Source organism: Janthinobacterium aestuarii (genome assembly GCF_046113285.1).
GTDB lineage: Bacteria > Pseudomonadota > Gammaproteobacteria > Burkholderiales > Burkholderiaceae_D > Janthinobacterium.
Genome location: NZ_CP142524.1, coordinates 2,689,831 through 2,702,346 on the forward strand (window position 1 = coordinate 2,689,831; position 12,516 = coordinate 2,702,346).

General features: G+C 58.1%; 12 protein-coding genes and 1 tRNA gene. 11 read left to right on the top strand and 2 right to left on the bottom strand.

Going from position 1 to position 12,516, the window contains the following annotated elements; genetic code table 11:
- The first annotated feature begins 62 nt into the window (after positions 1-62).
- The 3 genes from upp (at position 63) to OX462_RS12060 (ending at position 1,599) form a co-directional block, all read left to right on the top strand.
- On the top strand, positions 63-713 hold the full coding sequence (upp, locus tag OX462_RS12050) for a uracil phosphoribosyltransferase (protein ID WP_409028500.1): 651 nt from the start codon (positions 63-65) through the stop codon (positions 711-713).
- Positions 714-734: 21 nt separating this feature from the next.
- Positions 735-1,097, top strand: a complete 363-nt coding sequence (locus OX462_RS12055) for an Hpt domain-containing protein (protein WP_070224424.1) — start codon at positions 735-737, stop codon at positions 1,095-1,097.
- A 298-nt stretch (positions 1,098-1,395) separates the two neighbouring features.
- Positions 1,396-1,599: a cold-shock protein gene (locus tag OX462_RS12060; protein ID WP_010398811.1), complete on the top strand. Its 204-nt coding sequence runs from the start codon at positions 1,396-1,398 to the stop codon at positions 1,597-1,599.
- Between the two features lie 760 nt (positions 1,600-2,359).
- On the opposite strand, the gene OX462_RS12065 is transcribed toward OX462_RS12060, so the two are convergent.
- Positions 2,360-3,271 carry a LysR family transcriptional regulator gene (locus OX462_RS12065; protein WP_409028501.1) on the bottom strand — a complete coding sequence of 304 codons (912 nt, stop codon included), beginning with the start codon at positions 3,269-3,271 and terminating at the stop codon, positions 2,360-2,362.
- A gap of 216 nt (positions 3,272-3,487) precedes the next feature.
- Between OX462_RS12065 and aceB the strand changes: the two genes are divergently transcribed.
- Entirely contained in the window at positions 3,488-5,086 is a 1,599-nt protein-coding gene (gene aceB, locus OX462_RS12070) for a malate synthase A (protein WP_121669760.1), read from the top strand.
- A gap of 80 nt (positions 5,087-5,166) precedes the next feature.
- On the opposite strand, the gene gloB is transcribed toward aceB, so the two are convergent.
- Positions 5,167-5,976 carry a hydroxyacylglutathione hydrolase gene (gene gloB / locus OX462_RS12075; RefSeq protein ID WP_409028502.1) on the bottom strand — a complete coding sequence of 270 codons (810 nt, stop codon included), beginning with the start codon at positions 5,974-5,976 and terminating at the stop codon, positions 5,167-5,169.
- Positions 5,977-5,995: 19 nt separating this feature from the next.
- Here gloB and OX462_RS12080 point away from each other — a divergent pair, with 19 nt between their 5' ends.
- The 7 genes from OX462_RS12080 (at position 5,996) to OX462_RS12110 (ending at position 12,196) form a co-directional block, all read left to right on the top strand.
- Positions 5,996-6,772 (top strand): class I SAM-dependent methyltransferase, encoded by a 777-nt coding sequence (locus OX462_RS12080; RefSeq protein WP_070223474.1) that lies wholly within the window; start codon positions 5,996-5,998, stop codon positions 6,770-6,772.
- Complete coding sequence (rnhA, locus tag OX462_RS12085) at positions 6,765-7,202, top strand: ribonuclease HI (RefSeq protein ID WP_034784447.1); 438 nt, start codon at positions 6,765-6,767, stop codon at positions 7,200-7,202. The genes OX462_RS12080 and rnhA overlap by 8 nt, the downstream gene beginning before the upstream one ends.
- A 202-nt stretch (positions 7,203-7,404) precedes the next feature.
- Positions 7,405-8,121 (top strand): DNA polymerase III subunit epsilon, encoded by a 717-nt coding sequence (gene dnaQ / locus OX462_RS12090; protein ID WP_070288822.1) that lies wholly within the window; start codon positions 7,405-7,407, stop codon positions 8,119-8,121.
- Positions 8,122-8,202: 81 nt separating this feature from the next.
- Positions 8,203-8,277 (top strand) — tRNA-Val (locus OX462_RS12095).
- Positions 8,278-8,402: 125 nt separating this feature from the next.
- Positions 8,403-9,725, top strand: coding sequence for a site-specific integrase (locus OX462_RS12100; protein ID WP_409028503.1), 1,323 nt, complete (start codon positions 8,403-8,405; stop codon positions 9,723-9,725).
- Between the two features lie 400 nt (positions 9,726-10,125).
- The gene (locus OX462_RS12105) at positions 10,126-11,058 is read left to right on the top strand and encodes a hypothetical protein (protein ID WP_409028504.1); all 933 of its coding nucleotides are present in this window, start codon (positions 10,126-10,128) and stop codon (positions 11,056-11,058) included.
- 214 nt (positions 11,059-11,272) lie between these two features.
- On the top strand, positions 11,273-12,196 hold the full coding sequence (locus OX462_RS12110) for a helix-turn-helix domain-containing protein (RefSeq protein WP_409028505.1): 924 nt from the start codon (positions 11,273-11,275) through the stop codon (positions 12,194-12,196).
- The last annotated feature ends 320 nt before the right edge of the window (positions 12,197-12,516 follow it).

Sequence of the window (12,516 nt, forward strand, 5' to 3'; positions counted from 1 at the left end):
CACACAGCGCGCTTGCGGTGCATGCTTGCCGCCGCGCCAGAGAGTAGAGAAAGAAAAACAATATGAAACAAGACCCACGCTTCCCGAATTTGTTCATTACCGATCACCCGTTGATCCAGCACAAACTGAGCCACATGCGTGAGCACGACACATCGACGCGCACCTTTCGCGAATTGCTCAAGGAAATCACTTTGCTGATGGGCTATGAAATCACGCGCGATCTGCCGCTGACCACGCGCGAAATCAAGACCCCGCTGGTGACCATCGATGCGCCCGTCATTGCTGGCAAGAAATTGGCCATCGTGCCCATCCTGCGCGCAGGCATCGGCATGAGCGATGGCTTGCTGAACCTGGTGCCGTCGGCGCGCGTGGGCCATATCGGCGTGTACCGCGACCCGGCCACGCACATGCCCGTGGAATACCTGGTGCGCCTGCCGGACCTGAGCGAGCGTACTTTCATCCTGTGCGACCCGATGGTGGCGACCGGCAATTCGGGCGTGTATGCCGTCGATGTGCTGAAAAAACGGGGCGTAACGGACGAGCAGATCATCTTCCTGGCCCTGGTGGCCGCACCGGAAGGCGTGACCGTGTTCCAGAACGCGCACCCGAACGTCAAGATGTTCTGCGCCGCGCTCGACTCGCACCTGGATGACCACGCCTACATCGTGCCGGGCCTGGGCGACGCCGGCGACCGTATCTTCGGCACCAAGTAAGTCATTCAGGCGAGTATTGAGATGGCAACCTTGATCGATCCGGATTTCCGCACGCGTTTGCGTGCGTTGAACGAAAAGTATGCGGCCAGCGTACCGGCCCTGATGCAGGCGATTGCGCAGGCAAGCGGCCGCTGCGACAGCGAAGGCGCCCGTCTGGAACCGTTGACGGAGCTGCACCGCGCGCTGCACGCGGTGGCCGGCTCGGCCGCCACCTTCGGCTTTGCCGCGCTGGGCCAGGAATGCCGGCGCATCGAACAGCTGGTGCGCGCCATGCTCAATACCCCAGCGCAAGCGGTGGCGGAATGGCCCGCCTTGCGGGCGCAAGTGACGGCGCTACTGGACTGGGCAGAACGTGATGCGGGCGCCACCCATTTCACCGCGTGAGCGACAGCACTACAGAGATGTGGTTGCAATGATTCATTTGATGCAACGCAAAGCACCCGCGTCGAAGATTAGGATATAGTGTCTCCATGCCGCTGGTAAAGGGCGCCGCAAGACGGGGATTTGGCTATTAAAGTAGTGTTCGCAAGTTTATTTTGCGAAAGAATGGTTTTTCTCAGTTTTGTTGGTATAATTGGGCATCGTTGGATTCGAGGTAGTAGTGCAGTTTGTCTGTCATTTCTTTCTTGCTTCAAACGATATAACGGGCGCAAGCCCAACTTAACTGAAATAGGAAATTGTAATGGCAACTGGCATCGTAAAATGGTTCAATGATTCGAAGGGTTTCGGCTTTATTACCCCTGACGAAGGCGGCGAAGATCTGTTCGCTCACTTCTCGGCTATCCAGTCGAACGGCTTCAAGTCCCTGCAAGAGAACCAACGCGTTTCTTTTGAAGTGACCGCTGGCCCTAAAGGCAAGCAAGCTTCGAACATTCAGCCAATCTAATACGCTGGATCAAACGAAATAAAGAAATCCTCGGTCTCCGAGGATTTTTTTTCGCCTGAATTTCCGTGAGGTATGGTTTTTGCGCGGGCTGCGCGCTCTTTTGGCGTGCTTGCGTCGCCGTGTAGGTCGGCTTAGCGCTTGCGCGTAAGCCGACAATGGTGGTGCTGGCGAGGTGCATGGGCTGGCGGTGTCGGCTTACGCTGCGCTAAGCCGACTTACGTCGACCTACGCTGACCGATGCCGGCCTGCGTCTGGTACGTCGCGGTGCGCAATCAAGCCGTTGCGAATACCTGTGATTTTTGGCCGGCATGCCTCGCCGGGCAGGCGGGTAGCTGGTAGGTCGGCTTAGCGCTTGCGCGTAAGCCGACAATGGTGGTGCTGGCGAGGTGCATGGGCTGGCGGTGTCGGCTTACGCTGCGCTAAGCCGACCTACGCCGACTTACGTCGACCTACGCTGACCCATGCCGGCCTGCGTCTGGTACGTCGCGGTGCGCAATCAAGCCGTTGCGAACCCCAGTGATTTTTGGCCGGCATGCCTCGCCGGGCAGGCGGGTAGCTGGTAGGTCGGCTTAGCGCTTGCGCGTAAGCCGACAATGGTGGTGCTGGGGAGGTGCATGAGCTGGGGTGTCGGCTTACGCTGCGCTAAGCCGACCTACGCCGACCTTGGCCGACCTACGCACGATCAGGGGGCTGAAGTTGTTCCCTCATGCGTCACGACGGGGGGGCAAAACCGTCGCGCAGCAGTTTGGGTCCGGCATCCTCAGATGGCGCGCTCGCGCCAGTAGTCGGGTTGGGAATATGCATGCCGCAAAAAATCCACAAATGCCCGTATGCGCAGCGGCAAGTGGCGGCGCTGGGCGAAGACGGCATAAATATCGTTGCCCGGCGCGGCGAACTGCTCCAGCACCGTCACCAGCTGGCCCGATTCGATCTCCGCGCCCACTTCCCACATCGAGCGCCACGCCAGGCCCTTGCCTGCCAGGGCCCAGTCGTGCAGCACTTCGCCATCGTTGCACACCATATTACCCGCCACCTTTAAAATCACATTCTTGCCGTTTTCGCGGAAGGTCCAGCCCCGCTGGCTGCCTTCGCTGCTGATCGCCAGGCAATTGTGCTTGGCCAGGTCGGCCGGGATGCGCGGCGTGCCCGCCCGTTTCAGATAGGCGGGCGAGCCGACGAGCACGCGCTGGTTGTCGGCCAGCTTGGTGCTCACGAGCGAGGAATCGGACAGGCTGGCGATGCGGATGGCCACGTCGATGCCTTCGCCGATCAGGTCGACGAGGCGGTCGTTCAGATTCAGCGACACCGTCACGTCGCGGTGCTCGGCGACAAACGAGGGAATCAAAGGCGCCACGTGCTGGCGTCCGAAGCCGGCCGGCGCGGAAATGAGCAGATGGCCGCTGGCTTTGACGCTGCGCTCGGCCACGGCCGCTTCCGCTTCTTCCAGCTCGCCCAGGATGCGCTGGCAATCTTCCAGGAAGGCGGCGCCTTCATTCGTGAGCGCCAGCTTGCGCGTCGTACGTTGCAGCAATTTGACGCCCAGGCGCTGCTCCAGCGCATCGAGGCGGCGGCCTATCATGGCCGGCGCGATGCCTTCCGCGCGTGCGGCGGCCGACAGGCTGCCCTTGGCCACCACTTCCACGAAGGTCGATATTTGTCTGAACTGGCCCATGTGTTGCTCCCGCTATGTCATCACTTGTGATAAAAACGCATAGATGAAGTGATTTTTAATCTCGTTTCCATGCCTTATAGTGCAATACTATAGAACAAACGCGCCGCCTGGCAGAGTGTTTTTGCGCCTCTGTCCAGCTTGCCTGCGCAGTTGTTGCGCTTATACTTGGATCACCAGATTTCCTTTGCTTATATTGACTAAAAACCGGAGAACTTCATGACGCAGAACACGATCGCACTTCCCGATGGCATGCAAATCACGGGTGACATCGCCCCAGGCTACGAACGGATTTTGACGCCGGCCGCGCTGGCGCTGGTGGCCAAGCTGACGCGTGCATTCGAGCCGCGCCGCCAGGAGTTGCTGGCCGTGCGCGTGGAACGGGCCAAGCGCCTCGACGCGGGCGAGCGTCCTGATTTTCTGCCAGAAACCGCGCACATCCGCGACGGCGACTGGAAGATCGCGCCGATTCCGAAGGCGCTGGAATGCCGCCGCGTGGAAATCACCGGTCCCGTCGAGCGCAAGATGGTCATCAACGCCTTCAATTCCGGCGCGGACAGTTACATGACGGACTTCGAGGATTCGAACACGCCGAACTGGGATAACCAGATCACGGGCCAGATCAATATGTATGACGCCGTGCGCAAGACGATTTCGCTCGAGCAAAATGGCAAGTCGTACAAGCTGAACGACAAGATCGCGACCTTGGTTGTGCGTCCGCGCGGCTGGCACCTCGATGAAAAGCACGTGCTGGTCGACGGCAAGCGCATTTCCGGCGGCATTTTTGATTTCGCCCTGTTCATGTTCCATAACGCCAAGGAGCAGCTGGCGCGCGGCGCCGGCCCGTATTTCTACCTGCCGAAGATGGAATCGCACCTGGAAGCGCGCCTGTGGAACGACATCTTCGTCATGACGCAAAACGAACTGGGCTTGCCACAAGGCACGATCAAGGCGACGGTGCTGATCGAAACCATCCTGGCTGCGTTCGAGATGGATGAAATCCTGTACGAACTGAAGGAACACAGCTCGGGCCTGAACGCGGGCCGCTGGGATTACATCTTCTCCTGCATCAAGAAATTCAAGCTGGACAAGGATTTCTGCCTGGCCGACCGCGCGAAAGTCACGATGACGGCGCCGTTCATGCGCGCCTACGCCTTGCTGCTGCTGAAAACCTGCCACAAACGTGGTGCACCGGCCATCGGCGGCATGGCGGCCTTGATCCCGATCAAGAACGATCCGGAAAAGAACGACATCGCCATGGGTGGCGTGCGCAACGACAAGGCGCGCGATGCCACCGACGGCTATGACGGCGGCTGGGTTGCCCATCCGGGTCTGGTGGAACTGGCCATGGGCGAGTTCACGAAAGTATTGGGCGACAAGCCGAACCAGATCGAGAAACAGCGTCCCGACATCGACGTCAAGGCATCGGACTTGCTGAACTTCCAGCCGGAAGCGCCGATTACGGAAGCCGGTTTGCGTTACAACATCAACGTGGGCATCCACTACCTGGGCAGCTGGCTGGCCGGCAACGGTTGTGTGCCCATCCACAACCTGATGGAAGACGCGGCCACGGCCGAGATCAGCCGCTCGCAAGTGTGGCAGTGGATTCGTTCCAGCAAGGGCGTGCTGGAAGACGGCCGCAAGGTGACGGCAGACATGGTGCGCGCCATGATTCCGGAAGAGCTGGCCAAGGTGCAGCGCGATGCGCCGGGCGGCAATGGCCCGACCTATGTGCGCGCCGGCCAGATTTTCGAGGAAATGTCGACGTCGGAATCGTTCGCCGAATTCCTGACCTTGCCGCTGTACGAAGAAATCTGATCCTGATCAAATAACCGTATAAAAAAATCCCGGCGATGCGATCAGCATCTGCCGGGATTTTTTATGGCGAAAGGGTACGTTTAAAAATTATTTTTCCACATCCGCAAAGCTGCAAACGCTTCGACGGGCGAAGCATCGGTGGTCAGCTTGCCTTCCACCTTCAGGCTGCTCAGGATGGCCGGTTCGCGGTAGCGCAGGAAGGGGTTCGTGGCCTTTTCAAGGGCAATGGTCGACGGCACGGTCGCTAAACCCTGCTGGCGCTTTTCCGTGTCGATGGCGATGCGTTCCTGCAAGGCCACATTACCCGGCTCGACGGCGTTAGCGAAGCGCAAATTGGACAAGGTGTACTCATGCGCGCAAAATACCTCGGTATCGTCGGGCAGGGCTGCCAGCTTGCCCAGCGAGTCGGCCATCTGGCCCGGCGTGCCTTCGAACAGGCGGCCGCATCCGCCCGCAAACAGGGTGTCGCCGGAAAACAGCCACGGTGCGCCGCTGCGCTCGTCGCGCTGGCGCACGTAGGCGATATGCCCCTTCGTATGGCCAGGCACGTCGATGACGGTCATTTGCAAGCCCAGTTCGGGCACGTAAGCGACATCGCCTTCGGCAAGCGGTTCCGTGATGGCTGTGATAGCCTCATTGCGAGGGCCGAAGACGGGGACGGCGAAATGCTGCAACAATTCAGGCACGCCACCCGTGTGGTCGGCGTGGTGATGCGTGAGTAAAATGGCGGACAAGGTCAACTGATGGGCTTTGAGCGCATCGAGGATGGCCATCGCATCGCCGGGGTCGACCACGGCGGCGTGGCGGCCGTCATGGATCAGCCACAGGTAATTGTCGGCAAAAGCGGGCACGGCAAGTACCGATAAAGCGTGTTCAGGGGAGTGTGTCATGAGCAAAAGAGAAAACTGAATGGACAGTGTGGCATCCGAAAAATCCATTATAGCGCTTGACGGCTGGCTGCAGACGCCGGCCGGTGTGTACGTGCGCGCCTGGGAACAGCAATGTCTCGACAGTCTGACCGTCGACATCTTCGGTTTTAATGCCGTGCAGATAGGTTTGCCCCAGCTCGACGCACTGGCCGCCAACCGCATGCCGAACAAATGGCTGCTCGATTCGCGCCTGCCATCGCGTCCGCCGCAGGACAGCCGCCTCACCCTCGTGTCGGCTTTTGACGAGCTGCCGTTCGACTCGCAAAGCCTGGACCTCGTGGTCTTGCCGCACGTGCTTGAATTTGCCGCCGAGCCGCACCAGGTCTTGCGCGAAGTCGAGCGCGTGCTGATCCCCGAGGGGCGCGTGATCGTCTGCGGCTTCAATCCGGCCAGCCTGTGGGGCGTGCGCCAGGGGCTGGGGCGGGTCACGGGACGCCACTACCTGCCGCAGGCGGGCGAGCTGATCTCTATGCCGCGCATGAAAGACTGGTTAAAATTGCTGAACATGGGCGTCAGCCAAAGCTACTTCGGCTGCTACGCACCTGCCTGCAGGACAGAAAAATGGCTGCGCCGCAACGCTTTCATGGACAAGGCGGGCGCGCGCTGGTGGCCATATCTGGGCGCAGTGTATATAGTGCAGGCGATCAAGCGCGTCAAAGGGATGCGTTTGATCGGTCCGGCGTGGACCAAGAAACCGGCGACGGCGCCCGCAGGCGCACCGGTCACGAATAAAAGGCGGGAACAGCAAGATGGATAAGGTAGAGATTTACGCCGATGGCGCATGCAAGGGCAATCCCGGCACGGGCGGTTGGGGCGCGCTGATGGTAGCCGATGGCGCCAAGAAAGAAATTTACGGCGGGGAACTCAATACGACGAATAACCGCATGGAATTGAAGGCCGTGATCGAAGCCTTGACGGCGCTCAAACGTCCGTGCCAGGTGGTGCTGTATACCGATAGCCAGTATGTCCAGAAGGGCATCAGCGAATGGATCCACGGCTGGAAGGCGCGCGGCTGGAAAACGGCGGCCAAGGCGCCCGTGAAAAACGTCGACCTGTGGCAGGCGCTCGATACGGCCCAGGCCGTGCATGAAGTGGAATGGCGCTGGGTGCGCGGCCACAATGGCCATCCTGGCAATGAGCGGGCCGATCAGCTGGCCAACCTGGGCGTGGAAACCGTGCGCGCCTAAGAACGCCCAACCCAACCTACTGCGCGGCGCGCTTTGCGGCCTGTGATGCTCACCGTACTAGAGTACGGTTGCGCTTCTCGGCCACAAATCACTGCAGCTCGCTACGGTTTTGTTGGGCGTTCGAACATGTCTGGGTGCGATTGCAGCACACAGGTTTGCTATACTGTGCCCTTCGCTTTTTGCTTTTACGAATGAATCCGCCATGCGTCAAATTGTTCTTGATACTGAAACCACCGGCCTCAACCCGCGCACGGGCGACCGCATCCTGGAGATCGGGGCGGTCGAACTGAACAACCGCATGTTGACGGGGAATAATTTCCACCATTACATCAATCCCGAGCGCGATTCGGAAGAGGGCGCGCTGGCCGTCCACGGATTGACGACGGAATTTCTCAGCGACAAACCGAAATTCGCGGAAATCGCCGACGAATTCCGCGCCTACATCGCCGGCGCCGAACTGATCATCCACAACGCCCCGTTCGATATCGGCTTCCTGAACGCGGAATTCAAGCGCCTGAACCTGCCGCCCGTGCATGAACAAGTGGTTGGCGTGATCGATACCCTGGTGCAGGCGAAGGAAATGCATCCGGGCAAGCGCAACTCGCTCGACGCCCTGTGCGACCGCTACGGCGTCTCGAACGCCCACCGCAAGCTGCACGGCGCGCTGCTCGACTCCGAATTGCTGGCCGACGTCTACCTGGCCATGACGCGCGGGCAAAACAGCCTGAGCATGGAAGAAGAGGTGGAAGTGGCCGCCGACGGCGCCGTGCTGGAAATCGTGCCCCTGGCCGAAGTCATCTTCCAGAGCGCCACGGCCGACGAACTCGCCGCCCACGCAGCCACCATCGCCGGCCTCGACAAGGCCGCCAAAGGCCAGTGCATCTGGACCGCCGTCACGTCGCCGCCAGCGGCCGCCTGAGAAAAAAGCGGGGCATGGTAAATTTCCTCTTGCCAGCCCTTGCAGATGCCGCAACACCTATGCGATAATTCGCCTCGCTTCGGGAGGTTAGCTCAGGGGTAGAGCACTGCATTCACACTGCAGGGGTCGCAAGTTCGAAACTTGCACTTCCCACCAAATTTAAGCTTTGAAATCAAGGTCTTGGCGTTCGCCGGCAGGTTTCAAGGCATCGGCGAATGCCGGCTTGATGGTGAAAAATAGGGGAATTCGACAAACGATTCCACCAACGCCAAAGGCCAATCATGGCATCATCCATTCCTCGCGGCATCCGGGTCATTGACTGGAAAAACGCCGACAAAACAAAATCCATACGTTACAGAGTGCGCGTTGAGCGTGGCGACTTCGTTGTCGACCGCTCGTTCGGGCAAGACGAGCTCGAGCGCGCCAAGATATTTTTGGCAGATACCAAGACTCCGCAGGGCCGGCTCCTGATCGCTCAGGGACGTGACCGCGCGACCCTGATGGTCGACGAGGTTCACCGCGCCGGCGTGGAGTTGATCACGGAAGGGCGCTGCACGCTAGGCCACGCCATCGACAGCTACTTGCGCGCCTACGTCAATCCGCTGCTGGATTGCGGCGTCGACAAGGTCCAGCAAACAGCAAAGGCTGCCAGAGCGCGCTTGCAGAACTGCCGCGACATCGAGATCTCCCACATCAAGAGCGGTTTTTACGTTCCGTCAGGGGCGCTTGCGAGCCTGCGAGAGCATGCCAAGGGCTTTGCCAAGAAAAAGATTGGTGATTTTTATATTGACGACCTGACCGAGCAGGATACGACTGAATACATCAATGTCCGATTGCAGCAGGGCCGGGCCAAGAGCACGGTCAAGCGCGAGATCTACGCGCTGCAAGGCGTTGTCAATAAGCTCCGATTCACGGACAACAAGGCCTGGAAGCGCCTCAACGGCCACAATCCCTTTGCGGAAGCCGACAAGGCCAAGGTGAAGGGCGGCGAACGCCGGCGCCGACGGATCATTTCACCGGACGAAGAGGAAGCGCTGCTTACGGAGCTGCGTAAATGCCGGAACAAGGAAATGCCGCTCATTTTTGCCGTCGCCATATCCACGGGCATGAGAAGAGCTGAAATACTTGGCCTGCTATGGTCGCAAATCGATGTCGAGCGCGGAGTCATCAATCTCGATGCGGACCAGACGAAGGCGGACGAGGAGCGCCTGGTTATTTTGCTGCCGGAGGCCGTGGCAGCCTTTAAGGTTATTCCGCGAGTGGACGAGCGAGTCTTTCACTACAAGATCGAGGGCTTCAAGACAGTATTCCGCCGAGTGCTTGAGCGGGCGAAGCTTGATGGCATTCACATGCATGACACTCGTCGCTCCTTCATTTCCAGAGTGCTCAAAGACATCACCTCGTCGCCAGTGGCCATTGCAGACATGATTGGCGCCCGCAGCGTGGCGAATTTGCAGAAGCGGACCATCGAGCGCATCCGGCAAGGCAACATGATCGATGCTGGCTTCATTCAAACGGAGGAGGAGCTGCGTTCAGTTGTTGGGCACAAGGACGGGCAAACGACCGCGCGTTACGCGAACATGGCGCCGGAGAAGAAGGGCTGACAAACCATGATTTGCAGCGCTTTCTCGGCGCGCTAATGACCTCAATCAGCGTGCCTTATGTAGTTAAGAAGAGTGAGTTTATTAACCATTCACATGATCACGTGACAGAAATCTATATTCAGGCCAAGTGTGAAGTGCTCCGGGAGTGGATGGTGAAAATCGAGCACGTGATCTTGGTCACGACGCCCAACGTTTATAACGCTTTGAAGCCGGCAGACTGGCTGATGCTGCCGGCCTCTGAGGCCCATGTCTGCAAGCCACCAAAGCCATGCAGTGGCCGGCCCCGTAAATCAATGTGACAAGGCATGGCAACCACTAGAACATGATGCCATAAATAGCTATCGTGAGTTATTATGCTGGCATCAATTAATGCAGTAGTGTCACTTTAAATAGGAATTGTATGCCTACATTTGCGGACTCCCATTTGCCCAAGCCGCAGGGATGGGATGAGTTTGAAAAGATCGTTTGCTCGGCCGCGAAGATTCGCTGGAATAACCCAGATTTCACTCGCCATGGAAGACAGGGGCAAGCTCAGTATGGTGTGGACGTATATGGTCGAGATCAGAACGGTGCACTGATTGGGCTTCAATGCAAAAACACGATTGGAAAAGTTTCCGAGACCACTATTCGGGCCGAGGTGGCTGAAGCTGCTAAGTTTAAGCCAGCACTGAGCAGACTTTATATTGCCACCACTGCGGATGCCGATGGCCCAACTCAGGCCGTTGCTCGTGAAATCTCAGAGCAGCAGCGTGAAAATGGCATGTTTGAGGTATCGATGCTTTTTTGGGGCGATATTTGGGAGGAGTTGTCGAGAGACGAGTCAAGGCTCTTCCAGCACTACCCGCAATTGAAGCCGATATCTGTGGTGCAGCTTGCCTCCGCTCCTATGGCTGTGGCATCACAGCCGGCCGGCCCAACACATGATCAGATTCTTTTCGAACGATTCAAAAAAGAGCTGCCGTTCGAGCCGTCGATTCGATTGCTCCGCGAGCAGGATTTTGGAGGGTCATTTAAGCGAATGGCTATCCAGCCATTTTTTCGCTTTGTTGAAGAGTGGGACACGCCAGAACATGAATTCGTGGATGCTGAGTTAAATGACGCTCTACAGCGGTTTTATGGCGAGGCTTGCATTATGGCTAGTTGCATTGTTGAGAGAACCGTTCCGATTGGTTCGTTTGACCTGCTGTCGGTCTTTTCAGATCAGCAGCGAGCGATGGGGGAACGGCCGCCGCATGTTATTCGTGAAGCGAAGGAAATGAATCAGGCCGCCGCGAAATTTGTGCCTATGTATGAAGCTTTTCTGCGGCTATGCCGATCGAAGCTAGCTTCTTGATCGTCTCTTAAAAGATAATTTTTCCATGTCAACTGCAATTCAGTTTTCTCTGATTTGACATTGTTGAATGGCGTTATTACTTTCTTAGCGCGGTGGTTCTTACCCGCGTCGAAGCTGCCCTCTTTCTGCATAGTTCGGTCGGTGCTCTTACCAGTTATTTGTAGCCTAAAACCTTCCGTAGAGTCGTGAAAATGTCGAACTAGGAATCAAAAAAATGCCGAAATCACTTGCATACCACGTTGTAGTCAATGCGCTCGAGGGCAAGGCTGGCTGGACGCCGATGACCATGTTCGTCTCCGCGGTGTCGCACGCCATCAGTGGCCACCTGCCGTATCAACGCTACCATGCCGCCGGCCGTGCCAGAACGGCTGAGGGGGCTGGTGCAGGTGTAGTCGAGCGCATGGTTAACGATTTTCTTTCCACCGACATCAACCCTGGATATCTGCTTCTCTCGTCATTCCAGCGCGAAGCCGACGTGCTTATAGCTTTCAACGCCTATAACCAGTCCGCGAATCTTGGAGTGCAGACCAGTCTCGGCGCCAATGGCTACGCGCGCCGGCCAAGCAGCGCATCTCGTAATAGTCCGGCCAACGGCAATGGCAATGATGGCGGAAATGGCGGAAATGGCGGAAATGGAACGCCCACGGCTGGTCGAGACGATCCTGATATCTGCCGCCAAGGCACGCTAGCGATTGTGGAGACCATGATGGCGACCACGCGGCGCAATGCGCAGTTGCCGAGCGGAGCAGAGAGGCGCAGCTTGACCACCACTGCCAAGATCCTGGGTGTGGAGGCGTCTGCTGCCGGCGAAGTGGCTCTGGTGTTTGAAAGCGAGGGGCACCTTCCCATCGCTAGTGTCACCCGCAAGCTTGGTTGTCACCAGCGGACTTTGGAGCGCCGGTTGAGGGAGTCAAATATAACGGCCGAAGCGCTTAGACAAGCGTCGCGCTTGATTCGCGCATCGCATCGCCTTGCATCCTTGGATAGCCTTACGATGATTGCCTTTGACGAAGGATTTTCTGATTTGGCCCACATGACCAGGGCATTTCAAACCGCATCGGGAATGCCTCCTAGTCTCATACGCAAGTTGATGCGCCTTAGCCAAAATTCCTTGCCAGCGCTAAGCCCCAGCCTTTAACTGCCCGTCGTGTTGCTGAGGGTTTCGAAGGCCTTGGGCTTTGATCGCTATTAACGTGGGCTTTGACAGGCGCTAAAGGCCACATCCTTCTTTATTCCCTTCCATTTTCACTTCCACTTTTTCTTGCTGCCGACATAGTTCTATCTGATGGCGTGTAGAGCGCGCGCCAACGTTCGGACGCGAGCGGTGACTCCGCATGCACGGGTTGCCGCGTTTGTTCGCTGGTTTGCCATTTACGTCCGCCTATATCTACCCCGGATTCAACTCGCGAGCATTCGTGGCTCCTCTTGCGCCACGCCTCGCGCTCCGCAGACATCCCA

Excerpts from the sequence above, each read along its gene's own strand:
- upp (WP_409028500.1), top strand. The coding sequence starts at position 63 with ATGAAACAAGACCCACGCTTCCCGAATTTGTTCATTACCGATCACCCG.
- OX462_RS12055 (WP_070224424.1), top strand. The coding sequence starts at position 735 with ATGGCAACCTTGATCGATCCGGATTTCCGCACGCGTTTGCGTGCGTTG.
- OX462_RS12060 (WP_010398811.1), top strand. The coding sequence starts at position 1,396 with ATGGCAACTGGCATCGTAAAATGGTTCAATGATTCGAAGGGTTTCGGC.
- OX462_RS12065 (WP_409028501.1), bottom strand. The coding sequence starts at position 3,271 with ATGGGCCAGTTCAGACAAATATCGACCTTCGTGGAAGTGGTGGCCAAG.
- aceB (WP_121669760.1), top strand. The coding sequence starts at position 3,488 with ATGACGCAGAACACGATCGCACTTCCCGATGGCATGCAAATCACGGGT.
- gloB (WP_409028502.1), bottom strand. The coding sequence starts at position 5,976 with ATGACACACTCCCCTGAACACGCTTTATCGGTACTTGCCGTGCCCGCT.
- OX462_RS12080 (WP_070223474.1), top strand. The coding sequence starts at position 5,996 with ATGGACAGTGTGGCATCCGAAAAATCCATTATAGCGCTTGACGGCTGG.
- rnhA (WP_034784447.1), top strand. The coding sequence starts at position 6,765 with ATGGATAAGGTAGAGATTTACGCCGATGGCGCATGCAAGGGCAATCCC.
- dnaQ (WP_070288822.1), top strand. The coding sequence starts at position 7,405 with ATGCGTCAAATTGTTCTTGATACTGAAACCACCGGCCTCAACCCGCGC.
- OX462_RS12100 (WP_409028503.1), top strand. The coding sequence starts at position 8,403 with ATGGCATCATCCATTCCTCGCGGCATCCGGGTCATTGACTGGAAAAAC.
- OX462_RS12105 (WP_409028504.1), top strand. The coding sequence starts at position 10,126 with ATGCCTACATTTGCGGACTCCCATTTGCCCAAGCCGCAGGGATGGGAT.
- OX462_RS12110 (WP_409028505.1), top strand. The coding sequence starts at position 11,273 with ATGCCGAAATCACTTGCATACCACGTTGTAGTCAATGCGCTCGAGGGC.